Genomic DNA, 26934 nt, shown 5'->3' on the forward strand with positions numbered 1-26934 from the left:
GGTGGAGCCGATGAGCAAGCCTGCGCCCCGCCGACCCTCGCGGACGACGACGCCGAGGCCGCGCAAGATCGCGGGCAGGGACGTGTCGCCGGCCGACGCTGTCGAGCCGGCGGAGGCACCCCCGGCCGAGGCACCTGAGGCAACCCAGACACCCCGACCGGCTGGCACGTCCGAACGGCCCCGGCCCCGGCCGCAGACGAAGCAGGCGCGGGACGAGGTGGACGCGCCGGCTGGCGACGGGTCGGATGCCCTGGCCAGCACCCGGCTCTTCCGAGCCCTGCTCGTGCTGGTCGGCGTGCTCGTGGTGGTGCTCGTGCTCCAGGGCCTCTGGTTCTACCTCCTGGGGAGGACCGACGACGACCGGGCCCCGGCCGCAGACTCCTCGACGTCGGAGGACGGCGAGTACGTCCCGATCTCCGTGACGTCGGGGCGCCCTGTCGTGCTCACGCAGCTCGCCGTCCAGGAGGGTGTCGAGGCGGCCGCCGCTGCCGCGCAGATCATGTTCTCGCGCGACTACCAGACCTACGACGAGGGCGTCGACAACGCGGTGACCCTGATGACGGAGTCGTTCGCGGAGCAGTACCGCGGAACCGCGGCCGACGTCCGCCGGGAGTCGATCCAGGCGAAGACCGTCGTGCAGATCCGCGTCGTCGCCCAGGGCGTCGTGCGCACGACCGACACCGAGCTCGAAGCGCTGGTCTTCCTCAACCAGTACACGACCAACGGTGGTGAGGGTCCGGGCGCCACCACGACCTACACGCCTTACCGCGCCCTCCTGAAGATGGTGCACACCGACAAGGGCTGGCTGGTCGACGGGGTCGACACGAAGTAGAGAGGCGGGTCATGTCCCACGAGGAAGTAGAACACGTTACAGTTTCTTCTGTGGAGCATGACCTGGTCATCGTGGGCGCCGGCCCGACCGGGCTGTTCGCTGCCTACTACGCGGGGTTCCGCGGCCTCAGCGTCGCGGTGGTCGACTCGTTGCCGGAGCTCGGCGGCCAGATCACCGCGATGTACCCCGAGAAGGCGATCCTCGACGTGGCCGGCTTCCCGACCGTCAAGGGCCGCGACCTGGTCGCCGGTCTCGTGGAGCAGGCCGGGACCGCGTCGCCGACGTACCTCCTCGACCGCACGGCCACGACGCTGGAGCACGACGCCGACGGCGTGACCCTCGGGCTCGACGACGGCACGACCGTGCGGGCCAAGGTCATGCTGATCACGGCGGGGATCGGCAAGTTCAGCCCGCGCCCGCTGCCGGCCGGCGACGGCTGGCTGGGGCGGGGCGTGGAGTTCTTCGTCCCCAGCTTCGAGCCGTACGCCGGCAAGGACGTCGTCATCGTCGGAGGCGGTGACAGCGCGTTCGACTGGGCGCTCCACCTGGAGCCGGTCGCGAACTCGGTCGCCCTCGTGCACCGGCGCGACGCCTTCCGCGCGCACGCCCGGACGGTGGAGCAGGTGCGGGCCTCGTCGGTGGAGATCATCACGAAGGCCGAGGTCAGCGCCCTGCGCGACGCCGACGGCGGCAGCGAGGGCACGCTCGCCGAGGTCGAGATCACCGTCGACGGCGAGGTGACGTCACGGAAGGCGCAGGCCGTCGTCGCCGCCCTCGGGTTCATCGCCGACCTGGGACCCCTCCAGCAGTGGGGGATCGAGACCCGCAAGCGCCACATCGTCGTCGACTCGTCCATGCGCACCAACCTGGAGCGGGTGTTCGCGGCCGGTGACATCACCGACTACCCCGGCAAGGTGCGGCTCATCGCTGTCGGCTTCGGGGAGGCGGCCACGGCCGTCAACAACGCTGCGGTCGTGATCGACCCGTCCGCCCACGTGTTCCCCGGTCACTCCTCGGAAGGGTCCTGAGCCATGGGTAGCGGACGCGACGCCGTCAAGCTGGACGACGACGAGGTGCAGGCGCTCCTCGGCGAGAACATCAAGGTGCAGGTCGCGAGCAACGGCCCCGACGGGGTCCCGCACCTGACGACGCTCTTCTACATCGTGCGCGACGGGAAGATCGTGTTCTGGACCTACGGCCGCAGCCAGAAGATCCGCAACCTCGAGCGCGACCCGCGGGTGAGCGCGCTCGTCGAGGACGGAACCGACTACTTCGAGCTGCGCGGGGTCTCGATCAAGGGCAAGGCCGAGATCGTGCGCGACTACGACGCGATCTACTCGATCGGCTCCGAGGTCGCGACCCGGATGGTGAACGCCGAGTCGTTCGAGGCGCTCGGTGACTTCGGCCGCGAGACCGTGGAGAAGCAGGCGCAGAAGCGCGTCGGCGTGATCATCCATCCCGATCACGTCGCCACCTGGGACCACCGCAAGATGGTGTGAGGAGAGTCAGATGAGGATCAAGGTCGACTTCGACCTCTGCGAGTCGAACGCGATGTGCGAGGCGCTGGCGCCCGACGTGTTCGAGCTGGACGACGACGACTTCCTGCAGCTCAACACCGACGAGGTGACCGACGAGAACGAGCAGCGGGTGCGCCAGGCGGTTGCGGCGTGTCCGCGGGCCGCGATCTCGCTGGTGGAGGACGACGCGTGAGCACGAACCTGGACGGCAAGGTCGCGATCGTCACCGGTGCGGGAGCGGGGCTGGGGCGTGCCGAAGCGCTGGCCCTGGCCGATGCCGGTGCCCGGGTCGTCGTCAACGACCTGCCCGGCGCCGGCGACGAGGCGGCGGAGGAGATCCGCAGCCGCGGCGGCGAGGCCACGGTCGTGGCCGGCGACGTCAGCGAGCGGGCGACCGCGGACGCCATGGTGGCGGCCGCCGTCGACGGGTACGGCGGGCTCGACGTCGTCGTCAACAACGCCGGGATGACCCGCGACCGGATGCTCTTCAACATGGCCGACGAGGAGTGGGACGCCGTGATCGCGGTCCACCTCCGCGGCCACTTCCTGCTGAGCCGCAACGCGGCGTCGTACTGGCGCGCGAAGTCGAAGGAGGCGGGCGCGCCGGTCTACGGCAGCGTCGTCAACACCGCGTCCGAGGCGTTCCTCGGCGGCTCGCCCGGCCAGCCCAACTACGCCGCGGCCAAGGCCGGCATCGCCGCCCTGACGCTCTCCACGGCCCGCGGCCTGTCCCGGATCGGCGTGCGCGCCAACGCCATCTGCCCGCGTGCGCGCACGGCGATGACCGCCGAGGTCTTCGGTGAGGACACGTCGGGCCGGTCCGTCGACCCGTACTCACCCGAGCACGTCGCGCCGCTCGTCGCCTACCTCGCCTCGCCCGCGGCCGAGCGGATCACCGGCCAGGTCTTCGTCGTGTACGGCGGGATGGTGGCTGTCGTGGCCGCGCCGGTCGTGGCGCAGCGGTTCGACGCGTCCGGCGAGCTGTGGACCACCGACGACCTCGACAAGCAGCTGGGCGGGTTCTTCGCCGAGCGCGACCCCTCCGTCGGCTTCGCCGCCGACTCGATCATGCAGCTCAGCATCTAAAGGAGAACCACCCATGGGCCGGCTCGACAACAAGGTCGCCATCGTCACCGGAGGAGCGATGGGGCAGGGAGCCGCGATCGCGACCGCCTTCGTCGCCGAGGGTGCCAAGGTGGTCATCGCCGACGTCGCCAAGGAGGCGGGCCAGGCGCTGGCCGACCAGCTCGGGGAGAGCGCCCACTTCGCCCACCACGACGTGAGCGACCCGGCGTCGTGGGCGACCCTGGTCGACGACACCAACAGCCGGTTCGGCCCGGTGAACGTGCTCGCCAACAACGCGGGCGTGCTGCGGTTCGGGCGGATCGAGGAGATGCCGCTGGAGGAGTTCCAGCTGCTCGTCAACGTCAACCAGGTCGGCTGCTTCCTCGGCATGCAAGCGGTCTCGCGCACCATGCGCAAGAACGGTGGCGGCTCGATCATCAACGCGTCCTCGATCGAGGGCATCGCCGGAATGCCGTCGTGCACGGCGTACGCCGCCACCAAGTGGGCGATCCGGGGCATGACCAAGTGCGCGGCGATGGAGCTCGGCCCGAAGGGGGTCCGGGTGAACTCGGTGCACCCCGGCATGATCGACACCCCGATGACGCGCGTGCACGGTGGCGACGCAGCGATGGAGTACGGCGCCTCGAAGGTGCCGCTGCGCCGGGTCGGTCACCCGGAGGACATCGCGCCGGTCTACGTGTTCCTGGCCAGCGACGAGTCGGCCTACATCAACGGCGCCGAGATCGCCGTCGACGGGGGAGTGACCGCCACCCACGCCTTCGGAGCCTGAGACGTCGCTGTCGACGGAGAACGGACCAAGAGCACCAGGCACCAGTCAGCAGGCACCTCTGTCGCACCACAGGTCACAGGAGTCCCGAACGGTACGTTCGGCGGAGGGTGTCGCGTGGTCAAACCGGCGTGATCGGAAGTGACCGGCGTTCCTCGAACGCGAAGTCCACGCCGCTGCTGAACTTGGTCACCGTGACCTCCTGGGCCTCGGGCGCAGGCTGAGCACGGCGGACCACGGTGAGCGACCAGGCGTCGTCGCCGACCGGCTCGACTGCGACGTCGAGGTGCGGGTCGAGCACCTGCACGGCGGCCGCCAGCGCGCCGGCCCACTCCGGCCCGCAGAGGGAGATCCAGGCGCCGTCCTCGTGGGCCGCTGAGCGGCGGACGACGATCCGCTCGTCTCCGATCTCCGCGTCGACGTAGGCCGCGGGGTTGAGCATCGGGTGGCTCGCCAGCAGGCGCCGGGCTCCCTCCTCGTCGCCGCTGATGCCGAGCGCCCGGGCGATCCGGAGCGCACCCACGCCCGCGGCGCCGGTGAGCTGCTGGCGACGGATCCGGGTGAGCTGCTCCTCGCTCTCGCAGCGCTTCTCCAGTGCGAGCGCGAACGCCCGGTCGAGCAGGTGCATCTGGAGGCAGACCTCGTCGGCGATCCGCACCAGCGCCGAGTGGGAGAACGCGGTGAAGTCGAGATCGCTGACGAGCGGTCCGGCGTAGTCGCCGGCACCGTCGTCGGACGGGTCGATCGGTGCCAGGTCGAGCGTGGCCGCTCGGGACCGCTCGTTGACCGCGAGCGCCGGGATGCCCTGCGCCTCGGGGTGATCGTCGTCGATGATGACCGTCCAGGCGCAGTGAGGCCGGCGATCGGCCGGGACCCGCGGCGGCCGGTGGATCGGGCGCACCTGTGCCCGCGGGTGTGTCGCGATCGCTGTGGCGTCGAACGTCGGGTCCTCGATGTCGTGGCACATGCCCTTGACGTAGTCCGTGCCCATCGGCTCGACGTCCATCAGCGCGCCGCAGTGGTCGAGGTGGAACTCGCCGTGCCGGGGGTCGTGGACGGTGTAGCGGAAGTCCATGAACTGCGGGGGAGCACCGATGTCGAGCTGCAGCCCCTTGAATATCGTGATCACGTCGCCCTGGCCGGGCACGGCCGGCGCGTAGCCCAACGCTCGCTGCATCCGCCGCGTGTAGATCGGGCTCGCCGCCGCCCACTCCTCGATCGCGATCTGGAGCATCTCGTCGCGGCCGAACTCGGAGATGCACCAGGCCATGCCGGAGCGGTCGATCAGCTGCCCCATGAGCAGCAGCTCGGGCACGAGGACCGCCAGGTCCGCGCGGGAGAGGTCGGCGTAGCGGCTGGTGGTCACCCTGATCAGCCCGCCAGCCCCAGCCGGCCGGCCATCTTGTCGAGGTAGCCGAGCACGGCGTCCTTGTCGGAGTCGGGGACGCCCCAGATCAGCTCGGACGGACCGGCGGCGGTCCAGTCCGCGAAGTCCTCCGCGGACGGTCGCTTCGCGACGAGGATCCGGATGTCCGGCTCTCCCTCGCGACCGGCCTCCGCCCACGCCTTGCGCAGCAGGTCGGCGTTGGCGGCGACGTCGGTCGTGGTCGGGGTGGTCATCCAGCCATCGGCGTTCCGCGCGATCCAGGCGAACGTCTTCGGGCCGGCGCCGGCGCCGATGATGACGGGGACCCGGCCCTGCGGCGGCTTGGGATAGGCCCACGAGGGCCCGAACGAGACGAACTCGCCGTCGTACGACGCCTCCTCCTCGGTCCAGAGCGCACGCATCGCCTCGAGGTACTCCTTGAGCACGGTGCGGCGCTGGGCGGCGGGGACGTGGTGGTCGGTGAGCTCGTCGGTGTTCCAGCCGAAGCCGGCGCCGATGGTGACCCGGCCGCCGGAGAGGTGGTCGAGGGTGGCGATGGTCTTCGCGAGCGTGATCGGGTCCGACTCGACCGGCAGGCAGACCGCCGTGGAGAGGCCGATCCGCTCGGTGACCGCCGCGCACGTCGCCAGGGAGACCCAGGGGTCGAGGGTGCGCAGGTAGCGGTCGTCCGGCAGGTCCTCCCCGCCGGTCGGGTGCAGCGCGTCCCGGCGGACCGGGATGTGGGTGTGCTCGGGCACGTAGATGGTGTCGAAGCCGCGTTCCTCCGCGGCCACGGCGAGCTCGGCCGGCGTGATGCCGCGGTCGGAGGTGAAGAGGACGATCCCGTTGCGCATGACCCAACAGTAGAACGAGTTCTAGAAATGGTCTTGTGCCCGGCCGGATCGTCTCCTATGTTGGACACATGTCCAGTCAGGTGTCCGACGCCCCGCGGCGCGTTCTCAACGCTCGCCAGGCGACGACCGTGGAGCGCCTCCTCGTCGCCGGTCTCGCGGAGCTCCGCGAGGTCGGCCACGAGGCGCTGACCGTGCGCAACGTCGCGCAGCGCGCCGGCGTGTCACCGGCGACGGCCTACACGTACCTCGCGTCCAAGAACCACCTCTTCGCCGAGCTCTTCCTGCGCCACCTCACCACCGGGCAGGCGGTCTCGAGCCGTGCCTCGTCGGCGACGGAGCGCGTCCAGGCGGCCGCCCGTGCGCTGACCGAGCGGATCGTCGAGGAGCCGGCCCTGGCGGCGGCCGTGACGCCCGCCCTGCTCGGGACCGACCCCGACGTCGAGCGGCTGCGGCTGCGGATCGGCGGGGAGATCTTCGCCCGCTTCGAGTCGGCCCTCGTCGACCCGGCGGAGCCCGACCAGCCGGCGGACCCGGCCGTCCTCGAGGTCCTCGTGCTCACCTTCACCGGCGCGCTGCTCCAGGCCGGCGTCGGCGTCATCACCTACGAGGAGCTGTCGGACCGGATGGAGAGCTGTGTGGACGTGATCTTGCGAGGCAACTCATGAGCGCCCTGGTCTTCGACCCCTACGACTACGACTTCCACGAGGACCCGTACTCCCTCTACCGCCGGTTGCGCGACGAGGAGCCGGTCCACCACAACCAGGCCGACGACATCTGGGTGATCTCCCGGCACGCCGACGTGTTCGCCGCGCTCCGCGACGACGTCACCTTCTCCAACCGGATGGGCGTCTCGCTGGACGCCAGCGCGTGGAGCCCCGACGCCCACCGGGTGATGTCGTTCCTCGCGCTCGACGGCGCCGAGCAGGCCCGGATCCGCAAGCTGGTCTCCGCCGCGTTCACGCCCCGCCGGGTGCGGGAGCTCCGGCCGGAGGTGCAGCGGCTCACCGAGCACTACCTCGACTCCACCCTCGCCCGGAACGCCGACGAGGGCGAGGCCGACTGGATCGTCGACTTCGCCGGCAAGCTCCCGATGGACGTCATCTCCGAGATGATGGGCGTGCCCGAGGCCGACCGCGACGAGGTACGACGCCTTGCCGACCTCGTGGTGCATCGTGAGGACGGCGTCCGTGACGTGCCGCAGGCCGGCATGGACGCGTCGATCGAGCTGATGACCTACTACTCGGCCATGGTCAAGCAGCGCCGGAAGCACGCCAGCGACGACCTGACCTCGGCCCTCGTGGAGGCGGAGCTCGACGGCGACCGGCTGCGTGACGGCGAGATCATGGCGTTCCTCTTCCTCATGGTGGTCGCCGGCAACGAGACCACGACCAAGCTCCTCGGCAACGCGCTCTTCCACCTCTCGGCGCACCCCGAGCAGCTCGCCGAGGTCCTCGCAGACCCGGGGGACCCGGGCACCCTCGTCGTGCCGTGGATCGAGGAGACCCTCCGTCACGACACGTCCAGCCAGATGCTGGCGCGCTACGTCGTCGACGACGTCGAGGTCTGCGGCACCACGATCCCCGCCGGCTCGAAGGCGCTGGTGCTGCTCGGCTCGGCCAACCGGGACGAGCGGGTCTTCACCGAGCCGACGGTCTACGACATCCACCGCGACCGGGCCGAGCTGAGCCAGATCCTCAGCTTCGGCACCGGCCGCCACTTCTGCCTCGGCGCCAACCTCGCCCGGCTGGAGGCCAGGGTGGTGCTGGAGGAGCTCGTGCGCCGGGTCGGGCACTTCGAGGTGCACGCCGAGCGGGCGGTCCGGGTGCACTCCACCAGCGTGCGCGGGTTCGCGTCCCTGCCGACGACCTTCAAGGAGCGCGTCTGATGGGGAAGTACGACCAGCCGACCCGCCGACCGGCGGTGGTGGCCGGCGCGTCGTCCGGGATCGGCGCGGAGACCGCGCGGTCCCTCGCCGCTGCGGGCTTCCCGGTCGCGCTCGGTGCGCGCCGGCTCGACCAGTGCGAGGAGATCGCGGCGGGCATCCGTGCCGAGGGCGGCGAGGCCGTGGCCCACCGTCTCGACGTCGGTGACGAGCAGTCGGTGGAGGACTTCGCTGCCAAGGCCGCCGCCGACCTCGGTGACGTCGAGGTCGTGGTCAGCAACGCGGCCCTGATCGGGCCGGGTGCGTTGCTCGACACCGACGCCGAGCGGCTCCGCCAGGAGCTCGACGTCAACCTGCTCGGTCCCCACCGGCTGGTCCGCACGTTCGTGCCGGGCATGGTCGAGCGGCAGCGGGGCGACATCGTGTTCGTCTCCTCCGACGTCGCGCTGCGGCCTCGGCCGTTCATGGGCGGCTACAGCGCGACCAAGGCCGGGCTGGAGGGCCTGGTCGGCTCGCTCCAGATGGAGCTCGAGGGCACGGGGGTCCGGGCGTCCGTCGTACGCCCTGGTCCGACGTGGAGCGAGATGGGCATGGACTGGGACCCGGAGGCCGCCGCCATGGTGCTCGAGCAGTGGGTCAAGTGGGGTCACGCCCGCCACTCGCACTTCCTCAAGGCCCGCGCCATCGCGGACGCCATCACGACGGTCGTCAGCGCGCCCCGCGGCGTCCACATCAGCCCTGTCGACGTCAACCCCGAAGCCCCAGTGGAGAACCAGTGACCGTGACCCACCAGCTCACCGAGATCCCGGAGGTCTCGACCGTTCTCGACGACCAGAGCCCCGAGGTGCCGGAGATCATCCGGGGCACCGGCCACCTGCCGGAGATGCGGGTCGACCCGATCGGCCTCTTCACGCGGGTCCGGGAGGAGTGCGGCGACGTCGGCCGGTTCCGCCTGGCCGACAAGGACGTCGTCCTGGTGACCGGCGCCGAGGCCAACGAGGCGTTCTTCCGGGCGCCCGACGACGTGCTCGACCAGGCGGCGGCGTACCCCTTCATGACGCCGATCTTCGGCAAGGGCGTCGTCTTCGACGCCTCACCCGAGGAACGCCAGCAGATGCTGAAGAACCAGGCGCTGCGGGGCGACATGATGCGCGGGCACGCGCAGACGATCGAGGCCGAGATCAGCCGGATGGTGGCTGGTTGGGGGGACGAGGGGGAGATCGACCTGCTCGACTTCTTCGCCGAGCTCACGATCTACACCACCTCGTCCTGCCTGATCGGCAAGCCGTTCCGGGAGGAGCTGGACGCGTCGTTCGCGCAGCACTACCACGAGCTGGAGCGAGGGACGGACGCGATCGCGTACGTCGACCCCTATGCCGACATCGACAGCTTCCGGATGCGCGATGCTGCGCGGGAGAAGCTGGTCGCGCTGGTGCAGGACATCATCGACCGCCGGAAGAAGCGCGGAACCGTGCCGCGGGAGGAGCGCGACCTCCTCGACGTCCTCATCTCGATCGACATGACTGCCGACGTCGTCACCGGGATCTTCATCTCGATGATGTTCGCGGGCCACCACACCAGCAGCGGCACGGCGTCCTGGGCGATGATCGAGCTCCTCCGCCACCCTGACGTGATGGCCGACGTGGTCGCCGAGCTCGACGCCCTCTACGCGGACGGCTCGGAGGTCTCGTTCCAGGCGCTGCGGTCGATCCCCGTCCTCGAGTCCGCGCTCAAGGAGACGCTGCGGCTGCACCCGCCGCTCATCATCCTGATGCGGCTGGTCCGCGAGGAGCTGGAGCTCGCCGGCCACACCATCCCGGCCGGCACCGTCGTGGCCGCGTCGCCGCGGGTGTCGAACCGGATCGAGGACGACTTCCCCAAGGCCGACGAGTTCGACCCCGGGCGCTACCTCGACCCGCGGCAGGAGGACCTGCAGAACCGGTGGACCTGGATCCCGTTCGGTGCCGGCAAGCACCGCTGCGTCGGCAACGCGTTCGCGATGATGCAGATGAAGGCGATCTTCTCGGTGATCCTCCGCGACTTCGAGTTCGAGGCCGCGCAGCCGCTCGACTCCTACCGCGACGACTGCTCGAAGATGGTGATCCAGCTCGAGCAGCCGTGCCTGGTCCGTTACCGCCGGAGGTCGCGATGAGGGTTGTCGCCGACACCGGCCTGTGCCAGGGCCACCAGCTCTGCCAGGGCGAGGCCCCCGACGTGTTCGGGTTCGACGAGGACGCCGACGTGGTGGTCCTGCTCGAGGAGCGCCCGGACGAGTCGCGCCGCGCCGCCGTCCAGACCGCCGTGAAGTACTGCCCCGCGTTCGCCCTGTCCCTCGAGGAGGACTGATGGTCTCGACAAGCTCGACCACCGGATTGACCCGTGCAGAGATCGAGGAGTTCTGGGACTCCTGGCTCGCGATCAACCGCGAGGCGGAACGCACCGGCGACTGGCGGGTGATGGCCGAGTGGTACGCCGAGGACGCGTCGTACGGCTGGATGTACTCGCCCGACGAGCACTTCATGGCGGTGGGCCGCGACCAGATCCGGGACTGGGCGATCGGGATCGAGATGGACGGGCTCGACGGCTGGCACTACGACTACCAGGCCACCGTGATCGACGAGAAGAACGCCATGATCGTGGGCTTCTGGAAGCAGCGGTCGGGGATCGTCAACGACGAGACCGGTGAGGAGTACGAGATCCTCGGGATCGGCGGCTCGTGGTTCGGGGTCGAGCGCCAGACGTCCGGCGGCGACGCGGGGACGCTCAAGATCGCGTGGCAGCGGGACTGGTTCGACATGCCGTCGACCGCCCACACCTTCCTCGAGATCATCAACGCCGGCAAGGCTCCGGACACGCTGCTCAAGCGGATGTCGGTCACCGGCCACGACGTGCCCGGCCACTACCACCACAAGGACCTGCCCTCGCCCGTGTGGCCGCCCCCGGTCGAGCGCGGCGACTACCTCACCCAGTCACCTGCGGAGGCCGACGCATGACGATCTCGACAGGCTCGATCACCGTGCCGCCTGCCCAGCAACTGGTCGACGGCAAGCTGAGCGGCGCCGGCGACGGTGCGTCGTACCCGATCCTGAACCCGGCGACCGGCGAGCAGATCGGCGTCGCACCCGACAGCACGGCTGCCGACGTCGACGCCGCGATCGGGGCGGCCCGCCGGGCGTTCGACGAGACGGAGTGGTCGACCGACGTCGGGCTGCGGGTGCGGTGCCTGCGGCAGCTCCACCAGGCCCTGCTCGACCACGCCGACGAGTTCCGCGCCCTGACGACGGCCGAGGTCGGCATGCCGAGCTTCATGATGGGCGCCGCCGGCTTCGACGTGCCGGTCGAGGGGCTGAAGTGGGTCACCGACCTGCTGGAGACCTACGACTGGGAGTCCGACCTCGGCGTCGCCCAGCCGATGGGCATCCCGACCCGCCGGACGGTCCGCCGCGAGGCGGTCGGCGTCGTCGCGGCGATCACCCCCTGGAACGTGCCGAACCAGATCAACCTGGCCAAGATCGGCCCGGCGCTGGCGGCGGGGTGCACCGTCGTGCTGAAGCCCGCGCCGGACACGCCGTGGGTCGCGTGCGAGCTCGGGCGGTTCGTGGCCGAGCACACCGACATGCCCGCCGGCGTCTTCAACGTCGTCACGCCGCGGTCCAACGAGGTGGCCGCCCTGCTCGCGTCCGACCCGCGGGTCGACATGGTGTCGTTCACCGGCTCCACCGCGACCGGCCGCGCGATCATGGCTGCAGCGGCACCGACGCTGAAGAAGGTGTTCCTCGAGCTGGGCGGCAAGTCCGCCGCCGTCGTTCTCGACGACGCCGACGTCGCGGCCTCCGCCGGGGCGACCGCGTTCGCGGCCTCCATCCATGCCGGCCAGGGCTGCGCGCTGACAACGCGGCTCGTCGTACCCCGGGAGCGCTACGACGAGGCCGTCGAGGTCGCCGCCGCCACGATGGAGTCGATCGGCGTCAAGGACCCCGCCGACCCGGGGGCGATCTGCGGCCCGGTCATCAGCCAGGTCCAGCGCGACCGGGTCGAGAGCTACCTGCGCCTCGCCGAGGAGGAGGGCGGCCGGATCGTCACCGGCGGTCGCGTCGTGGACCGGCCCGGCTTCTGGGTGGAGCCGACCGTCGTGGCCGGCCTCGACAACAGCTCGCGGCTCGCGCAGGAGGAGATCTTCGGGCCGGTGCTCGTCGTCATCCCGCACGACGGCGACGACGACGCGATCCGGATCGCCAACGAGAGCGAGTACGGCCTGTCCGGCTCGGTCGACTCCGCCGACCTCGAGCGGGCCAAGGCGGTCGCCCGGCGGATCCGCACCGGCACCCTCGCGGTCAACGGGGGCGTGTGGTTCAGCCCCGACGCGCCGTTCGGCGGCTACAAGCAGTCCGGGCTCGGCCGCGAGATGGGCGTGGCCGGGTTCGAGGAGTACCTCGAGACCAAGACCATCGCAGAACCGGCATGACCACCACCACGAGGAGCGAGATGCGTTTCCAGGACAAGGTCGTCGTCGTCACCGGCGCGGCGCAGGGGATCGGCGAGACCTACGCGAAGGCCCTCGCGGCTGAGGGGGCGCGGGTGGTCGTCGCAGACCTCAACGCCGAGGGCGGGGAACGGGTCGCCAAGGAGATCGAGGCCGAGGGCGGCGTGGCGGTCTTCGTGCCGTGTGACGTGTCGGCTGCTGCGTCGGCCGCGGCGCTCGTCGAGCGGGTCGAGGCGGAGTACGGCGGCATCGACGGGCTGGTCAACAACGCCGCGATCTACGGCGACATGCAGTTCGACCTGCTGGTCACGGTCGACTGGGACTACTACCGCAAGTTCATGAGCGTGAACATGGACGGCGCGCTCGTGATGACCCGGGCCGTCTTCGGGTCGATGCAGAAGCGGGGCGGGGGAGCGATCGTCAACCAGTCGAGCACCGCGGCGTACCTCTACTCCGGCTTCTACGGCCTCGCCAAGGTCGGCGTGAACGGGCTCACCCAGCAGCTCGCGCACGAGCTCGGCGGCATGAACATCCGGGTCAACGCGATCGCTCCCGGCCCGACGGACACCGAGGCGACCCGCACCCAGGCCGGCGACGCCGCCCAGGACCTGGTGAAGGGTCTCGCCCTCAAGCGGATGGGCCAGACCTCGGACATGGTCGGCGCCTGCCTGTTCCTGCTCTCCGACGAGGCCTCGTGGGTCACCGGCCAGATCCTGGCCGTCGACGGCGGACAGACCTTCCGACTATGAGCCGCATCGGGTTCGTCGGCCTCGGCAACATCGGGAAGCCGATGGCGCTGCGGCTCGCCGCCGCTGCGTCGTCGGGCGACGTCGAGCTGTGGGTGTACGACGTCGCCCCCGACCCCGTCGCCGAGCTGACGGCAGCCGGGGCGAAGGCCGTCGGCAGCGTCCGCGAGCTGGGCGCCCTGGTCGACGTGGTCTGCGTGATGGTCCGCGACGACGACCAGGTGCGCGCGGTGGCCGAGGACGTCGGCGCCGGGCCGGTGCTGGTGGTCCACTCGACGGTCGCCCCGGACACGCCGGCAGAGCTCGGCGCGGGCGGGCTGACCGTGCTCGACGCCCCGGTCAGCGGCGGCCCGATGGGCGCGGCCGACGGCTCGCTCGCGATCATGGTCGGCGGCTCCGACGAGGCGTTCGCGTCCGCCCGCCCGGCTCTCGAGGTGATGGGGTCGAAGGTCGTGCACGCCGGGCCGCTCGGCGCGGGCACGCGGATGAAGCTCGCCCGCAACCTGATCCACTTCGTCGCCTTCACCGCCGTCACCGAGGCCCAGCGCCTCGCCGAGGCGGCGGGCCTCGACCTGCGGGACCTGGGCGAGGTGGTCCGCCACACCGACGCCATCACCGGCGGCCCGGGCGCGATCATGCACCGCGACACCGCGGCCCCGATCGAGCCCGGCGACTTCTGGTACGACGTGTTCGACCACGTCCGGGCGCTGGGGGAGAAGGACCTGTCCTTCGCGATCGCGCTCGCCGACGAGCTGGGCGTCGACGTACCACTCGCGCGCGAGGCGCTGCCACGACTGGGGAAGGGGCTGGGACTGACATGAGCACGTCCGACAAGTTCGAGGGGCTGCCGGAGGCGAGGCGGCGCGGCCTGGAGAAGATGGAGGAGGTCTACGGCTTCGACATGACCGACGGCGAGGGGGACTTCTTCCGCTACACCGCCGACCACCTGTTCGGCGACATCTGGCAGCGACCCGGCCTCTCCGACCGCGACCGCCGGCTCCTCCTGATCGGCCTGCTCGCCGGCCAGGGAGCGGCCGACGTCCTCGGCATCCAGGTCCCGGCCGCCCACGCGAACGGCGAGCTCGATGACGAGGCGCTCCGCGAGATCGTCGTGTTCCTCAGCCACTACGCCGGCTGGCCGAACGGCGCCCGGCTCAACGCGATCGTCGAGGACACCATCGCCAAGGCGCGCCGGGGCTGAGCGGCGGCCCGCGCAAGCGCCGCCAAGGCGGCCGAAGGCATCTCTCGGCGGCGGCCCTCGCTTCACACGCGAGCAGGTCAGCTTCCTCGCGTCTCGGGTGCCGACGTCACGGCGTGGGCGGAGGGGAAGGCCGAGTGGGATTGCTTGTCCAGTGCCTTGACCGCGTACATCGCGGCGTCGGCCTGGCGCAGCAGGGTGTCGGCGTCGGCGTCGCGATCGGCGATCGCGATACCGATGCTGCCGGCAACCTCGACTTGGTTGCCCTCGATGACGGTGGGATGGCGCAGTTCGGCCTCGATGCGCTGGGCGGCCTGGGTGGCGATGTCGAGGTCGGCCTGGTCGCAGAGCACCGCGAACTCGTCTCCACCGAATCGCGCGATGGTGTCGGTCTCGCGGACCGCCCTGCGGAGCCGTCCGGCCACCTCCTGCAACAACGCGTCGCCCGCGGTGTGACCGTAGCTGTCGTTGATCTCCTTGAAGTCATCGAGGTCGATGAACAAGATGGCGAAGGTCCCGTCGCTGCGTCTCAGCTGAGCGAGCGCATGGTCGAGTCGGTCCAGGAACAGCCGACGGTTGGCGAGGGCGGTCAGGGGGTCGTGGAACGCCAGGTGGGTGATCTCCTCCTGCAGCTGTTTGCGTTCGGTCACGTCGTGACAGGTGCCGCTCATCTGCGTCACTTCGCCGTTCACGTCCCTTCGTGTTTCGCCGAGGGCATGGATCGTGCGAACGGTGCCGTCGGGTCGAACCAGGCGGCACTCATAGTCCAGGTCGGCCTGGGTCTCGTACGCGCTCTGGATCAGCTTGCCCACCCGGTCGCGGTCCTCGGGGTGGACCACTGCGAGGAACGACTGGATAGAGGGAGTGAACTTCTCGGAGTCTGCTCCGGCGAGGGAATACATGTGGTCGGACCAGGTGACGGTGTCCGAGGCCACGTGCCAGTCCCAGCTGCCCATCCCGGAGAGCTCCTGCGCGCGGGCGAGGTCGCGATGGGCATCCTGCGCCGCGAAGCGTGCCTCGCGCTCGCGGTCGAGGGCCTGCTCGCTGGCCCGCCAGTACACCAGGCACGCCACGCTCTCGGCCAGGATGAACCCGCCGTGCACCAGACCCCACAGCCACGGGTTGCTCACCGCGGCCGGGTGGTTGTAGACCGCATCCGGTGCGAAGGTCCCGGTCAGGCTGTGGTGCAGCACCACGAAGATCAGCGCCAGCAGGAACGGCATCCAGGCCTGGTACAGGGCCACGACTGCCACCATTACGAAGAAGTGGAAGTGCATCTCGATCAGACCGCCGAAGAAGTGCACAACCACAGCGGAGCTGGTGAGCAGGCCCAACGTGGCCAGTGCCGATCTGGCCGGGACACTGAGCCAGCGGACCTGGGCGCCGAGCGCGAACCAGGCCACCACCGCGGCCTCCGCCAACACGTGCATCAGGCTTTGTCCGCGGAGTAGTCCGATGAACGGCAGGGCCACGGCGTGCGTCCACAGCAGGACGCAGATGGCCCGATGACGCGCCTCCCACTCCTCCAACCCCAAGGCTCCGCCCCGCGGCAGCCAACCAGCCGCGGTCGTCCACAGCGCCCGTGGACGGCTGCCGGCGAAGACGTGCATGCAGACAGTGTGACCTCGACGGCGCGGGAACCGGGGCAGAATCGCCTCGCTCGTTCGGGTTGAGTCGATGACAATGAAGAACTAGTGCGAGGTGCTCGTGCATCTCCTCAGGACCGCTGACGCCGCACTCCCGACCGGGGGAGGACTACGGCGAAGGTGGCGGGCTCAGCGCAGGATGAGCCGGACGGCCGTCTCCATGTGGGCAGCGGTCTCGGGAGCGGTGGACCGGCCGGTGACCCACGCCATCAGCGCGGAGAGCCACACGTCGCCGATGACCCGGGCGAGGACGACGTCCTCCTCGGTGATGGTCTCGCTGTCCGGCACGGTCCCGTGCATGGCGTGGGTGACGATCGACGTCATCGACATGCCGACCGCGTGGATCTCGTTGGCGACGCTGGCGTCGGCGAACATGAACGCCCGGGTCAGCGCCTCGGTGAGCTTGGGGTCGCCCTGCATGCCGCGGGTGAGCCGCTTGAGGACGTAGAGCACCCGCTCGCCGGCGTTCTCACCAGGGATCTCGCGGTTGCTGAGCCGCTCCTTGGCGTCCTCGAACTCGCGGTCGAGAGCGGATACGAGCAGGTGGATCTTCGAGGGGAAGTAGCGGTAGAGGGTGCCGAGCGCGACGTCGGCCTGCTCGGCCACGGCGCGCATCTGGACGGCGTCGAAACCGCCCTCCTTCGCCAGCTCGTAGGTGGCGTCGAGGATGCGCTTGCGACGGTCGCGCTGCGCGGCGCTCCCGGCGCTGTCCGCACGCTCGTCGGTCGTCAGCGAGTTGGCAATGGTCACGACTGTCTCTCCTGCGACGTCGGCGAGCCCGGGATGTGCCTCACGTCACTGGAATGGCGCATCCGAGCCTGGATGTTGAGTTCGTCGGCGCCCGCCGCGATGGCTCGTGGTTGGACGCTCGAAGATAGGCTACTCGTACGTATCCCATAATAGGAACACGTTCTAGGTTCTGTCGGCCCCGCTCCTCGGAGCTCGGCGCCGCGACTCAGCGCAACGAGCCAGCGCCGGGATAGAGGAAGAGGAGTCGGCATGCGGATCGCGATGCTGTCATACCGCAGCAAGCCCCACGTCGGCGGCCAGGGGGTCTACCTGCGCCACCTGAGCAGGGAGCTGGTGCGTCTCGGCCACACGGTCGAGGTGTTCTCCGGTCAGCCGTACCCCGAGCTCGACGAGGGGGTGAAGCTGACCAAGGTCCCCAGCCTGGACCTCTACCGGGAGCCCGACCCGTTCCGGGTGCCCAAGCTGAAGGAGTTCCGCGACCTGATCGACGTCCAGGAGTTCTTGATCATGTGTACGGCGGGCTTCCCCGAGCCGCGCACGTTCAGCAGGCGGATCGCGAAGGTGCTCGCGGAGCGGGTCGACGACTTCGACGTCGCCCACGACAACCAGGTCCTCGGGCACGGCATGCTGGAGATCGAGAAGCTCGGCCTGCCGCTGCTGACAACGATCCACCACCCGATCACGTTCGACCGACGGATCGACCTCAGCCAGACCCGGAACCCGTGGCGCAAGCTCACCGTCAGCCGCTGGTACGGCTTCCTGCGGATGCAGAAGCACGTCGCACGCAAGGCGCGGTGGATCCTCACGCCGTCCGAGGCGTCGAAGCGCGACATGGTCCGCGACTTCGGGGTCGACCCGAGCCGGGTGCAGGTGATCCTGCTCGGCGTCGACGACAACTTCGTCCCGCCGACCAAGCCGCGCGTCCCCGGCCGGATCATGGCGATGGCCAGCGCCGACGCGCCGATGAAGGGCATCGCGACCCTGCTCGAGGCGTTCGCGAAGCTCCGCACCGAGCGCGACGTCGAGCTCGTGCTGGTCACGTCGCCCAAGCCGGGGGGCCGCACCGACCGGCTCATCGACAAGCTCGGCATCGCCGAGCACGTCCGCTTCGCGAGCGGGCTGAGCGACGACGAGCTGGTCGAGCTGATGGGGTCCGCCGAGGTGGCCTGCGTGCCGTCGCTGTACGAGGGCTTCTCGCTGCCCACTGCGGAGCTGATGGCGTGCGCGACCCCGCTCATCGTCAGCCGCGCGGGTGCGATTCCCGAGGTCGTCGGCCCCGACGGCGAGTGCGCCGACCTGGTCACCCCGGGCGACGTGGGCGAGCTGCTCACCGCGCTCGAGCGGATGCTCGACGACCCCGAGCGCCGGGCCCGGATGGGTGCCGCCGGCCGCAAGCGGGTCGAGGAGCTGTTCAGCTGGCGCGCCGTCGCGCAGAAGATGGCCGACGCCTACCAGCACGTCATCGACGACTACACGGCCGAGGTCTCGACAGGCTCGACCACCGAGGAGAACTGATGCTGACCGTTGACTTCGACCGGCTCGGCCTGCAGCCGGGTGACCGCGTCCTCGACATGGGCGCCGGGGCCGGCCGCCACAGCTTCGAAATGTACCGCCGAGGCGCCGACGTGATCGCGTTCGACATGGACGCCGACGAGCTCGACGGCGTCAAGAACCTCTTCGTCGCGATGGAGGAGGCGGGCGAGGTGCCGGCGGGTGCCGAGGCCGACGTCAAGCAGGGCGACGCCCTGGCGCTGCCGTTCGGTGACGGCGAGTTCGACCGGATCGTCGCCGCGGAGGTGCTCGAGCACATCCCGGCCGACATCCAGGCGATCGAGGAGCTGGCCCGGGTCCTGCGGCCGGGCGGCACCCTCGCGGTGTCGGTGCCGCGCTGGTTCCCGGAGATCGTCAACTGGAAGCTGTCGGCCGACTACCACAACACGCCTGGTGGCCACATCCGGATCTACACCAGAGAAGAGCTGGTCGACAAGGTCACCAAGCGGGGCCTCGTCTACGACGGTGTCGACTACGCGCACGGGCTGCACTCGCCGTACTGGTGGATCAAGTGCGCCGTCGGGGTCGGCAACGACAGCCACCCGCTCGCCAAGGCGTACCACAAGCTCCTGGTCTGGGAGATCATGAAGCAGCCCACCGCGCTGAAGCTGGCCGGGAAGGTGCTCGACCCGCTCATCGGCAAGAGCATGGTCCTCTACTTCACGAAGCCGCTCGAGGCCGTCGTCCCCGACGCGCTGGGAGAGGCGCAGAGTGCCTGAGGTCTCGGAGGTCCCCCTCGCCCGCCTGCCGTACGTCGAGGGTGTGCTCAACGCTGTCGACATCGCGGAGACGGCGGCGTCGATCGCTGCCATGCAGGAGCCGTGGGGCGCGGTCCCGTGGACGGTCGGGGAGCACGTCGACATCTGGAACCACGTCGAGGGCGCGATGGCGATGCTCGTGGGCGGCCAGGTGACCGCTGCCGAGCAGGCCTACGCGTGGATCCCGACGATGCAGCGCCCGGACGGCTCGTTCCCGATGAAGATCGTGGCCGGCCGGGCCGAGGACGAGCGCGGCGAGGTCAACATGTCGGCCTACTTCGCGGTGGGCCTCTGGCACCACTGGCTGGTGCGGCGCGACATCCGGTTCGTCCAGGAGTACTGGCCCTCCGTGCGTGCGGCGCTCGACTGGGTGGTCTCGCTGCAGGAGCCGTTCGGCGGCATCCGGTGGACGCCGGTCGACGACTTCTGCCTGCTGACGGGCAGCTCCTCGATCTACCACTCGCTGCGCGCCGGGGTGGCGCTCGCGGACCTGCTGGACGACCCCCAGCCGGAGTGGGAGCTCGCCGGCGGGCGCCTCGGCCACGCCGTACGACGCCACCGCGACCTGTTCGCCGACAAGAGCACGTTCTCGATGGACTGGTACTACCCGGTCCTCGGCGGCGCCGTGCGCGGCCGCGAGGCTTTCGAGCTGCTCGAGTCCCGGTGGGACGACTTCGTCGTGCCTGACCTCGGCATCCGGTGCGTCGACACGAACCCCTGGGTGACCGGCGCCGAGACCTGCGAGCTCGCCATGGCGCTCGACACGCTCGGTGACCACCGTCGGGCGCTGCGGCTCTTCACCGACATGCAGCACCTGCGCGGCGAGGCGGGCAAGTACTGGACCGGCTGGGTCTACGGCGACACCGCCGACGCGGTCGCCGTCACGAACGAGAAGGGCGAGGTCGAGCCCCGCAACGTGCACTGGCCCGACGAGCACACGACCTACACCGCTGCGGCCGTGATCCTCGCGGCCGACGCGCTGGGGGAGACCTTCGGCCACAGCACGCCCGGCTCCGGGATCATGCGCGGGACGTCGCTGGCACCGCACTTCCAGGAGATCGCCTTGGAGTGCGACTGCACCTCAACCTCCGAGCGGGTCGCCCGCCGTTCCTGACACCCGGCGCAGCACCCGCATCGAGCCGAGGGCGTCGACCTCCTCGTAGGCGCCGCTCTCGAGGGCGGGCAGGTAGATCTGCTCGTACGGCGGCCGCCCGCCGTCGGCAGGATCGGGGAAGACGTCGTGGATGGCGAAGAGCCCGCCCGGCATCACCCAGTGGGCCCAGCCGCGGAAGTCGTCCCGCGCCGGCTGCTCGCCGTGGCCGCCGTCGATGAAGAGCAGCGACAGCGGCGTCCGCCAGTGCGCGGCGACGGTCGTCGAGCGGCCGACGACGGCGACGACCTGGTCCTCGAGGCCGGCGGCCGCGATGGTCCGCCGGAACGTCGGCAGGGTGTCCATCATCCCGACCTCGGGGTCCACGACGGTCGGGTCGTGGTGCTCCCAGCCCGCCTGGTTCTCCTCCGAGCCGCGGTGGTGGTCGACGGTGAACACCACAGCGGACCCGCCGGCTGCATTGACCTGGCGCGCCGCGGCACCGAGGTAGATCGCGGACTTCCCGCAGTAGGTGCCCACCTCCAGCGCAGGCCCGTGAGGGAGTCGCTCGCGCGCGACCCGGTGCAGGAGCTCACCTTCGTCGGGCGGCATGAACCCCTTCGCAGCGAGCGCGTGCTCGAGCAGGTCGGGCGGCATCGTGTCGGTCACGGCTCGACTCTAGTAGTCTTAGAACAGGTTCTAGTTTTCGCCCATTCTCGACCAAGGAGCGCGATGTCGATCGGGATCACCGACGAGCACGAGGAGCTCGCCGCGAGCCTGCGCAAGTGGGCGGCCAGCCTGGGGACGATCGAGGCGACCCGGGCCGCCGAGGGTCGCGTGGACGAGCGCTTCGACGAGATCTGGTCGGCCGTCGAGGAGATGGGCGTGGCGGCGATCGCCGTCCCCGAGTCCGCCGGCGGCGGGGGCGGCACTGTCCTCGACCAGGCGGTGGCGCTCGAGGCGTGTGCCTACGAGCTGGCGCCCGGCGGGCTGCTGGCTGCCGCGACCGGCGCGGCCGTGACCGGCCGCCCGGGTCGGCACGCCGTGCAGGCGCGGCAGGGCGGCATTGTCTGGGACGGCGGCACGTCCGGCGAGACCGAGCCGGTCGCCGGGATCGACCTGAGCGCGCGCCACGGCGCCGCCACGGACCGCGGGGAGGTCGACGAGCGGCTGCGTCGTACCGCCGTGACGCTGGCTGCCGCAGAGGCGTCCGGCGTCGCGCGCTGGTGCCTCGACACCGCGGTGGAGTACGCCAAGGTGCGCGAGCAGTTCGGGCGGCCGATCGGGTCGTTCCAGGCGATCAAGCACCTGTGCGCGGAGATGCTGGAGACTGCTGAGGCGGTGACCGCCGCCGCCTGGGACGCTGCGTGCGCGGCGGACGCAGGTGACGACGAGCAGTGGGCCTTCGCGGTCGACGTCGCGCAGTCGGTCTGCTTCGACGGCGCCGTCGACGTCGCGAAGTCCTGCATCCAGGTGCTGGGCGGGATCGGGTTCACCTTCGAGCACGACGCCCACCTGTACCTCCGCCGGGCGGTGTCGCTGCGGGCGCTCGTGGGCCCGGCTGACGACGCGGCCGCGCGGTTGACGGCCGCCGCCGTCACCGGAGTACGACGCCGCGTCGATGTCGACCTCGGCGGGCTCGACGAGCCGGTCCGTCCCGAGGTCCGGTCGACGGCCGAGCGGATCGCGGCGCTCCCGGCCGCGGACCAGCGCGCCGAGCTGGTGGAGACCGGCTACCTCATGCCGCACTGGCCGGCGCCGTACGGCCTCGGCGCGGACGCGGTCACCCAGGTCGTCATCGACCAGGAGCTGGCGCGTGCCGGCGTGACCAGGCCCGACCTCGTCATCGCCGGCTGGGCCGTGCCGACGATCCTCCAGCACGGGACCGACGCCCAGCGCGACCGGTTCGTGCGCCCGTCGCTCCTCGGTGAGCTGACCTGGTGCCAGCTGTTCTCCGAGCCGGGATCGGGCTCCGACCTCGCCTCGCTGCGCACGAAGGCCGTGCGGACCGAGGGCGGCTGGCTGCTGAGCGGCCAGAAGGTCTGGAGCTCGGTCGCCGAGCGGGCGGACTGGGCGATCTGCCTCGCGCGGACCGACCCGGACGCGCCGCAGCACAAGGGCATCACGTACTTCCTCGTGGACATGCGGTCGGACGGCATCGACGTGCGGCCGCTGCGGGAGATCACCGGTGAGGCGCTCTTCAACGAGGTGTTCCTCGACGAGGTGTTCGTGCCGGACGAGTGCGTGGTCGCCGAGCCGGGTGACGGCTGGCGGCTGGCGCGCACCACGTTGGCCAACGAGCGCGTCGCGATGGCGAGCGCCCGGCTCGGCAAGAGCGTCGAGCGGGCCGTCGAGCTGGCTGTCGCCGGCCTCGGGCCGGTCGAGAACGTCCGGGTGGGGCACGCCGTCGCCCTGGCCACCGTGTGCGGCCTGCTCGGGGTGCGCACCACGCTCCGCGCGATCGGCGGGCACGGGCCGGGCGCCGAGTCCAGCGTGGCGAAGCTCCTCGGCGTGCGCAGCCGTCAGTCGGCGTCGGCGCTCGTCGTCGAGCTGCAGGGCGACGCGGTGGCCGCGGTCGGCGAGATCGAGCGTGCCGTCGACGGCCTGGCCGCCGACGTGTGGGAGATGCTCAACACCCGCTGTCTCTCGATCGCCGGTGGTACGACGCAGATCCTGCGCAACGTCGCGGGCGAGCGGATCCTCGGCCTGCCGCGCTAGCTCGGCGAGGAGGGAGTGCGCTCGCGGCGCCAGCTGTTCCAGTGCCAGTGCAGGTAGCGGTCGATGGCGCGCACGATGTGCTGCGACCGGATCGACGGGAACACGTCGAATGCGTGCTGCGCGTGCGGGAGCTCGACGTAGACGACGGTCCGCTTCGAGGTCTCGCGGAGGCGCGCGACCAGCTGGCGCGCCTGCTCGACTCCGACCAGGGTGTCGTTGCGGCCGTGGAGCACGAAGAAGTCGGGGGAGTCGGGGGTGACCCGGAGGATCGGTGAGGCCGCCTCGTAGACCTCGGGGACGGCGTCGTACGGCTGCTGGACGATCCGCTTGGCGAGGAAGTGGTCCCGCATCAGCTCCACGTTGCGGAGCCCGCTGGCCCCGGCGAAGTCGTAGACGCCGTAGTGGGGCACGGCGACCTGGACGCTCGTGTCGGCGTCCTCGAAGCCGGGCTGGTAGGCCGGGTCGTTCGCCGTCAGCGCAGCCAGCGCGGTGAGGTGCCCGCCGGCGGAGCCGCCCGTGATCGCGATGTAGTCGGGGTCGCCGCCGTAGTCGGCGATGTGCTCCTTGATCCAGGCGATCGCCTGCTTCACGTCGACGATCTGGGCAGGCCACGGGTCGCGCGGCGCGAGCCGGTAGTTGACCGCGACGCACACCCAGCCCTTGGCGGCGAGGTGCTCCATCAGGGCGAGGCCCTGCTCCTCCTTCTTGCTGATCATCCAGGCGCCGCCGTGCACCTGGAGCAGGACCGGCGCGCCGGACTCGGGCGTGTTGGTCGAGGTGTAGATGTCGAGCATGCCGCGCTTGCCGTACGGCGCGAACGGCACGTTGCGGTGCACCTGGACGCCGGCACGCTTGCGCGCCCGGCCGAACATGAACGGGTTGACCACCCGGCTCCACGGGATCGCCAGGTCGGCAGGTGACGGCGCCTGGTCGAGCTGCTCGACGTAGTCGGCCCCGAGCGCCTCGGTCAGCGCGTCCTCCGCCACCTGCACGGCGCGCCGGCTCTGGCCGATCAGGTAGCCGAGGCCGGCGAGGTTGATGCCGGCGAGCGCGAGGCCGAGCGGGTCGCGGCGTCCGCGCATGAGGTGGCCGGTGGTGTCGGCCGCGGTGGCCGCGAGGACGTGGGGGGCCAGCTCGCTGGTGAGCCAGCCGGCGGCGAACGCCGGGACCCCGAGCCGAAAGCCGGGCAGCGGGCGGATCGCGTTGGCGGTGAGCGCTGCGGTGACCGCCTGGCGTGCGACGTAGCCGTTGACCATGATGAGGAGATTAACGGGTTCTTGGTGCAGAATAGAACCGGTTCTACTTGATGAGGGGGACGCCATGGATCGGCTCTCGGGACTCGACGCAAGCTTCCTCTACCTCGAGACGCCCGCGCAGCTCATGCACGTGTGCGCCGTGATGGTCCTCGACCAGGGCACCATGCCGGCGCCGTACACCTTCGACGCGCTGATGGCCCACGTCGACGAGAACGTGCACGACGTGCCGGCCTTCACCCGCAAGATCCGCGGCGTGCCGCTCGGCCTGGACCACCCGGTGTGGGTGCGCGACCAGCAGTTCGACATCGAGCGGCACGTCCACCGGCTGGCCGTCCCGAGCCCCGGCAGCTATCGCGAGCTGATGGACCTCTGCGCCCACCTCGCCGCGCTGCCGCTCGACCGGTCCCGGCCGCTGTGGGAGATGTGGGTGATCGAGGGCTACCGGCCCGACGACCCCGACGGTGCCGCCGGCGACGAGCGGGTGGTGGTCTTCGCGAAGATGCATCACGCGACGGTCGACGGCGTCTCTGGGTCCAACCTGATCTCCCACCTCTGCTCGCTCGAGCCGGACGCGGAGCCGATGGCGCAGGAGTCCGAGAAGGGCCGTCCCCGTGACCCCAGTCGCGCCGAGCTGCTCGGGCGCGCGATGGTCAGCACCGCGACCAAGCCGGTCACCCTGGTCAAGGTGCTGGGACCGTCGGCGGAGCTGATCACCAAGAGCATCGGCCGGGCCCGCGAGGGTACGGCGATGGCCGCGCCGTTCTCGGCGCCGAGAACGTCGTTCAACGGCACCATCACGGCCCACCGCTCCATCGCGCTCGCGGACGTGAGCCTCGATGACATCCGCGAGATCAAGAACGCCACCGGGACGACGGTCAACGACGTCGTGCTGACCCTCTGCGGCGGTGCGCTCCGGTCGTACCTCGACGAGCGCGGCGAGCTCCCGCCGACGTCGCTGATGGCGACGGTCCCGGTCAGCGTGCGCGAGTCGTCGCGGCGGTCCCTGGGGGCCAACAAGGTCTCTGCGCTCTTCACGAAGCTCGGCACCGACATCGCCGACCCGCTCGAGCGCCTGGAGATGCTGGCCGAGCGCAACCGCCACGCGAAGGACCACCACAACGCGATCAGCGCCGACGCGCTCCAGGACTGGGCGGAGTTCGCGGCGCCGCGCACCTTCGGCCTCGCGGTCCGCACCTACGCCAACCTGCGGCTCGCAGAGAAGCACCCGGTCGTGCACAACCTGGTCATCTCCAACGTGCCCGGCCCGCCGGTCCCGCTCTACTTCATGGGCGCCCGGATCGAAGCGCTCTACCCGCTCGGCCCGGTCTTCCACGGCGCCGGCCTCAACATCACCGTGATGTCGAACGCCGGGCAGGTCCACGTCGGCGCGATCGCCTGTCGGGAGTCGGTGCCGGACGGCGACGCGCTCGTGCGCCACTTCCCGGGTGAGCTCGAGCGGCTCCGGAAGGCCGTGGCGGGGAAGCGCTAGGGGCCACCGCGCCGCGGGAAGTCGCGGCGGCGGGCGTTGACGGTCTGTGCCGCCTCCAGGACCGCAGGCACGAACCGCTCCGCGCTGAGGATGCAGGCCGCGTGGCCCGCCCGGACCTCGTGCATCGTCGCCCCGGGGACGGAGCGGGCGAGCCGGACCTGGCGGTCGGTCGGGACGACCTTGTCCCGGGTGGTGACCACCACCGCGGTCGGCACGTCGATCCGGCCGATCCACGGGCGGGAGTGGTGGCGGCCGAGAGCGGCGAGCGCCTGGCCGACCGCCCACGGGCTGGTCGAGCGGAACTCCCGCAGCGCCCACTCGTGCATGTCGGTGGGGTCGAGGTCGAGGCGCCCCGACGCGGCACGGGCGGCGGCGAGCGCCGTACGGCTGCGGGAGATGCCGCGGGTCACCACCATGCTCGCGCCCATGCCGGTGAAGAACGCGCGCTCGGCCGGGTTCAGCTGGAACCGGTCGGTCGTCGCACAGAGCACCAGCCCGGCGACCTTCTCGGGGTGCTGGCGCCACATCCGCTGCGCCACGACGGAGCCCATCGAGTAGCCAGCGACGATGACGTCCTCGAGGTCGAGCACGTCGAGGAGGGCAGCGACGTCGTCCGCGCAGTCGGCCAGCGAGAAGTCCTCGCTGCGGATGCCCTGCCCGTGCCAGCGCTGGTCGAGCGTGACCACCCGGAACCGTTTCGCCAGGGGCCGGATCGCCGGGAACCAGGTGAGCAGGCCGGTGCAGCCCAGGGCGTGGAGCAGCACGATCGTGGGGGAGCGGGGGTCGGGACCCGGAGTGTCGGTGACGTACGTCGACCCGCCTCGGCCGGGCAGCTCGACCAGCCGGCCGTCGGGGATGGGTGCCCACGGGAGGTAGACCCGCTTGCGGACGACCGTGAGCGGCGAGACCCCCATGCGTCGGATACTAGAACACGTTACAGTTCTGT

General features: G+C 70.9%; 28 protein-coding genes. 21 read left to right on the forward strand and 7 right to left on the reverse strand.

Going from position 1 to position 26934, the window contains the following annotated elements; genetic code table 11:
- Positions 1-10 precede the first annotated feature (10 nt).
- The 6 genes from F0U47_RS02715 to F0U47_RS02740 are packed head-to-tail and all read left to right on the forward strand — an operon-like array spanning position 11 to position 4204.
- Complete coding sequence (locus F0U47_RS02715) at positions 11-832, forward strand: hypothetical protein (RefSeq protein WP_149748748.1); 822 nt, start codon at positions 11-13, stop codon at positions 830-832.
- 50 nt (positions 833-882) lie between these two features.
- Positions 883-1860 carry an NAD(P)/FAD-dependent oxidoreductase gene (locus F0U47_RS02720; RefSeq protein WP_246159394.1) on the forward strand — a complete coding sequence of 326 codons (978 nt, stop codon included), beginning with the start codon at positions 883-885 and terminating at the stop codon, positions 1858-1860.
- 3 nt (positions 1861-1863) lie between these two features.
- Positions 1864-2331, forward strand: a complete 468-nt coding sequence (locus tag F0U47_RS02725; protein ID WP_149748750.1) for a pyridoxamine 5'-phosphate oxidase family protein — start codon at positions 1864-1866, stop codon at positions 2329-2331.
- A 10-nt stretch (positions 2332-2341) separates the two neighbouring features.
- The gene (locus F0U47_RS02730) at positions 2342-2542 is read left to right on the forward strand and encodes a ferredoxin (protein WP_149748751.1); all 201 of its coding nucleotides are present in this window, start codon (positions 2342-2344) and stop codon (positions 2540-2542) included.
- Positions 2539-3435 (forward strand): 3-oxoacyl-ACP reductase, encoded by an 897-nt coding sequence (locus F0U47_RS02735; RefSeq protein WP_149748752.1) that lies wholly within the window; start codon positions 2539-2541, stop codon positions 3433-3435. Before F0U47_RS02730 ends, F0U47_RS02735 begins: the two co-directional genes overlap by 4 nt.
- A gap of 13 nt (positions 3436-3448) precedes the next feature.
- Complete coding sequence (locus tag F0U47_RS02740) at positions 3449-4204, forward strand: glucose 1-dehydrogenase (protein ID WP_149748753.1); 756 nt, start codon at positions 3449-3451, stop codon at positions 4202-4204.
- Positions 4205-4322: 118 nt separating this feature from the next.
- Here F0U47_RS02740 and F0U47_RS02745 read toward each other — a convergent pair whose 3' ends face one another.
- Together F0U47_RS02745 and F0U47_RS02750 are read right to left on the reverse strand one after the other, a co-directional pair.
- Positions 4323-5567 (reverse strand): hypothetical protein, encoded by a 1245-nt coding sequence (locus F0U47_RS02745; RefSeq protein WP_149748754.1) that lies wholly within the window; start codon positions 5565-5567, stop codon positions 4323-4325.
- 5 nt (positions 5568-5572) lie between these two features.
- Positions 5573-6421, reverse strand: a complete 849-nt coding sequence (locus tag F0U47_RS02750; RefSeq protein WP_149748755.1) for an LLM class F420-dependent oxidoreductase — start codon at positions 6419-6421, stop codon at positions 5573-5575.
- A 68-nt stretch (positions 6422-6489) separates the two neighbouring features.
- Between F0U47_RS02750 and F0U47_RS02755 the strand changes: the two genes are divergently transcribed.
- From F0U47_RS02755 to F0U47_RS02800, 10 genes are read left to right on the forward strand one after another with little or no spacing between them, the layout of a single operon-like run.
- The gene (locus F0U47_RS02755) at positions 6490-7086 is read left to right on the forward strand and encodes a TetR/AcrR family transcriptional regulator (RefSeq protein ID WP_149748756.1); all 597 of its coding nucleotides are present in this window, start codon (positions 6490-6492) and stop codon (positions 7084-7086) included.
- Positions 7083-8306 carry a cytochrome P450 gene (locus F0U47_RS02760; protein WP_149748757.1) on the forward strand — a complete coding sequence of 408 codons (1224 nt, stop codon included), beginning with the start codon at positions 7083-7085 and terminating at the stop codon, positions 8304-8306. Before F0U47_RS02755 ends, F0U47_RS02760 begins: the two co-directional genes overlap by 4 nt.
- Positions 8306-9082: an SDR family oxidoreductase gene (locus F0U47_RS02765; protein ID WP_149748758.1), complete on the forward strand. Its 777-nt coding sequence runs from the start codon at positions 8306-8308 to the stop codon at positions 9080-9082. The genes F0U47_RS02760 and F0U47_RS02765 overlap by 1 nt, the downstream gene beginning before the upstream one ends.
- Before the next feature lie 2 nt (positions 9083-9084).
- A complete protein-coding gene (locus F0U47_RS02770) occupies positions 9085-10455 on the forward strand; it encodes a cytochrome P450 (RefSeq protein ID WP_281290958.1) in 1371 nt (456 codons plus the stop codon).
- Positions 10452-10649: a ferredoxin gene (locus F0U47_RS02775; protein ID WP_149748759.1), complete on the forward strand. Its 198-nt coding sequence runs from the start codon at positions 10452-10454 to the stop codon at positions 10647-10649. The genes F0U47_RS02770 and F0U47_RS02775 overlap by 4 nt, the downstream gene beginning before the upstream one ends.
- Positions 10649-11296 (forward strand): nuclear transport factor 2 family protein, encoded by a 648-nt coding sequence (locus F0U47_RS02780; RefSeq protein ID WP_149748760.1) that lies wholly within the window; start codon positions 10649-10651, stop codon positions 11294-11296. Before F0U47_RS02775 ends, F0U47_RS02780 begins: the two co-directional genes overlap by 1 nt.
- On the forward strand, positions 11293-12768 hold the full coding sequence (locus tag F0U47_RS02785; RefSeq protein WP_149748761.1) for an aldehyde dehydrogenase: 1476 nt from the start codon (positions 11293-11295) through the stop codon (positions 12766-12768). Before F0U47_RS02780 ends, F0U47_RS02785 begins: the two co-directional genes overlap by 4 nt.
- Positions 12765-13535, forward strand: a complete 771-nt coding sequence (locus tag F0U47_RS02790; protein WP_246159395.1) for an SDR family oxidoreductase — start codon at positions 12765-12767, stop codon at positions 13533-13535. The genes F0U47_RS02785 and F0U47_RS02790 overlap by 4 nt, the downstream gene beginning before the upstream one ends.
- Complete coding sequence (locus tag F0U47_RS02795) at positions 13532-14353, forward strand: NAD(P)-dependent oxidoreductase (protein ID WP_149748763.1); 822 nt, start codon at positions 13532-13534, stop codon at positions 14351-14353. Before F0U47_RS02790 ends, F0U47_RS02795 begins: the two co-directional genes overlap by 4 nt.
- Positions 14350-14733 (forward strand): carboxymuconolactone decarboxylase family protein, encoded by a 384-nt coding sequence (locus F0U47_RS02800; RefSeq protein ID WP_149748764.1) that lies wholly within the window; start codon positions 14350-14352, stop codon positions 14731-14733. The genes F0U47_RS02795 and F0U47_RS02800 overlap by 4 nt, the downstream gene beginning before the upstream one ends.
- Positions 14734-14810: 77 nt before the next feature.
- Here the strand turns inward: F0U47_RS02800 and F0U47_RS02805 are convergent, their stop codons facing one another.
- Entirely contained in the window at positions 14811-16340 is a 1530-nt protein-coding gene (locus tag F0U47_RS02805) for a sensor domain-containing diguanylate cyclase (protein WP_149748765.1), read from the reverse strand.
- A gap of 165 nt (positions 16341-16505) precedes the next feature.
- Complete coding sequence (locus F0U47_RS02810; protein ID WP_149748766.1) at positions 16506-17126, reverse strand: TetR family transcriptional regulator; 621 nt, start codon at positions 17124-17126, stop codon at positions 16506-16508.
- Between the two features lie 249 nt (positions 17127-17375).
- On the opposite strand from F0U47_RS02810, the gene F0U47_RS02815 reads away from it, so the two are divergent.
- The 3 genes from F0U47_RS02815 to F0U47_RS02825 are packed head-to-tail and all read left to right on the forward strand — an operon-like array spanning position 17376 to position 20549.
- On the forward strand, positions 17376-18641 hold the full coding sequence (locus F0U47_RS02815) for a glycosyltransferase family 4 protein (RefSeq protein ID WP_149748767.1): 1266 nt from the start codon (positions 17376-17378) through the stop codon (positions 18639-18641).
- A complete protein-coding gene (locus tag F0U47_RS02820; RefSeq protein ID WP_149748768.1) occupies positions 18641-19396 on the forward strand; it encodes a class I SAM-dependent methyltransferase in 756 nt (251 codons plus the stop codon). The genes F0U47_RS02815 and F0U47_RS02820 overlap by 1 nt, the downstream gene beginning before the upstream one ends.
- Positions 19389-20549 carry a prenyltransferase/squalene oxidase repeat-containing protein gene (locus tag F0U47_RS02825; RefSeq protein ID WP_149748769.1) on the forward strand — a complete coding sequence of 387 codons (1161 nt, stop codon included), beginning with the start codon at positions 19389-19391 and terminating at the stop codon, positions 20547-20549. The genes F0U47_RS02820 and F0U47_RS02825 overlap by 8 nt, the downstream gene beginning before the upstream one ends.
- On the opposite strand, the gene F0U47_RS02830 is transcribed toward F0U47_RS02825, so the two are convergent.
- Positions 20517-21194, reverse strand: coding sequence for a class I SAM-dependent methyltransferase (locus F0U47_RS02830; protein WP_246159396.1), 678 nt, complete (start codon positions 21192-21194; stop codon positions 20517-20519). The two genes, F0U47_RS02825 and F0U47_RS02830, sit on opposite strands and share 33 nt — an antisense overlap.
- 63 nt (positions 21195-21257) lie before the next feature.
- Here F0U47_RS02830 and F0U47_RS02835 point away from each other — a divergent pair, with 63 nt between their 5' ends.
- Positions 21258-23243 (forward strand): acyl-CoA dehydrogenase family protein, encoded by a 1986-nt coding sequence (locus tag F0U47_RS02835; RefSeq protein ID WP_149748770.1) that lies wholly within the window; start codon positions 21258-21260, stop codon positions 23241-23243.
- Here the strand turns inward: F0U47_RS02835 and F0U47_RS02840 are convergent.
- Complete coding sequence (locus tag F0U47_RS02840) at positions 23240-24499, reverse strand: alpha/beta hydrolase (protein ID WP_149748771.1); 1260 nt, start codon at positions 24497-24499, stop codon at positions 23240-23242. The genes F0U47_RS02835 and F0U47_RS02840 overlap by 4 nt on opposite strands.
- 64 nt (positions 24500-24563) lie before the next feature.
- Between F0U47_RS02840 and F0U47_RS02845 the strand changes: the two genes are divergently transcribed.
- On the forward strand, positions 24564-25988 hold the full coding sequence (locus tag F0U47_RS02845; RefSeq protein ID WP_149748772.1) for a WS/DGAT/MGAT family O-acyltransferase: 1425 nt from the start codon (positions 24564-24566) through the stop codon (positions 25986-25988).
- Here the strand turns inward: F0U47_RS02845 and F0U47_RS02850 are convergent.
- Positions 25985-26902 carry an alpha/beta fold hydrolase gene (locus tag F0U47_RS02850; RefSeq protein WP_149748773.1) on the reverse strand — a complete coding sequence of 306 codons (918 nt, stop codon included), beginning with the start codon at positions 26900-26902 and terminating at the stop codon, positions 25985-25987. The genes F0U47_RS02845 and F0U47_RS02850 overlap by 4 nt on opposite strands.
- Between the last annotated feature and the right edge of the window lie 32 nt (positions 26903-26934).

This window comes from Nocardioides antri, from assembly GCF_008373765.1.
Lineage (GTDB): Bacteria > Actinomycetota > Actinomycetes > Propionibacteriales > Nocardioidaceae > Nocardioides > Nocardioides antri.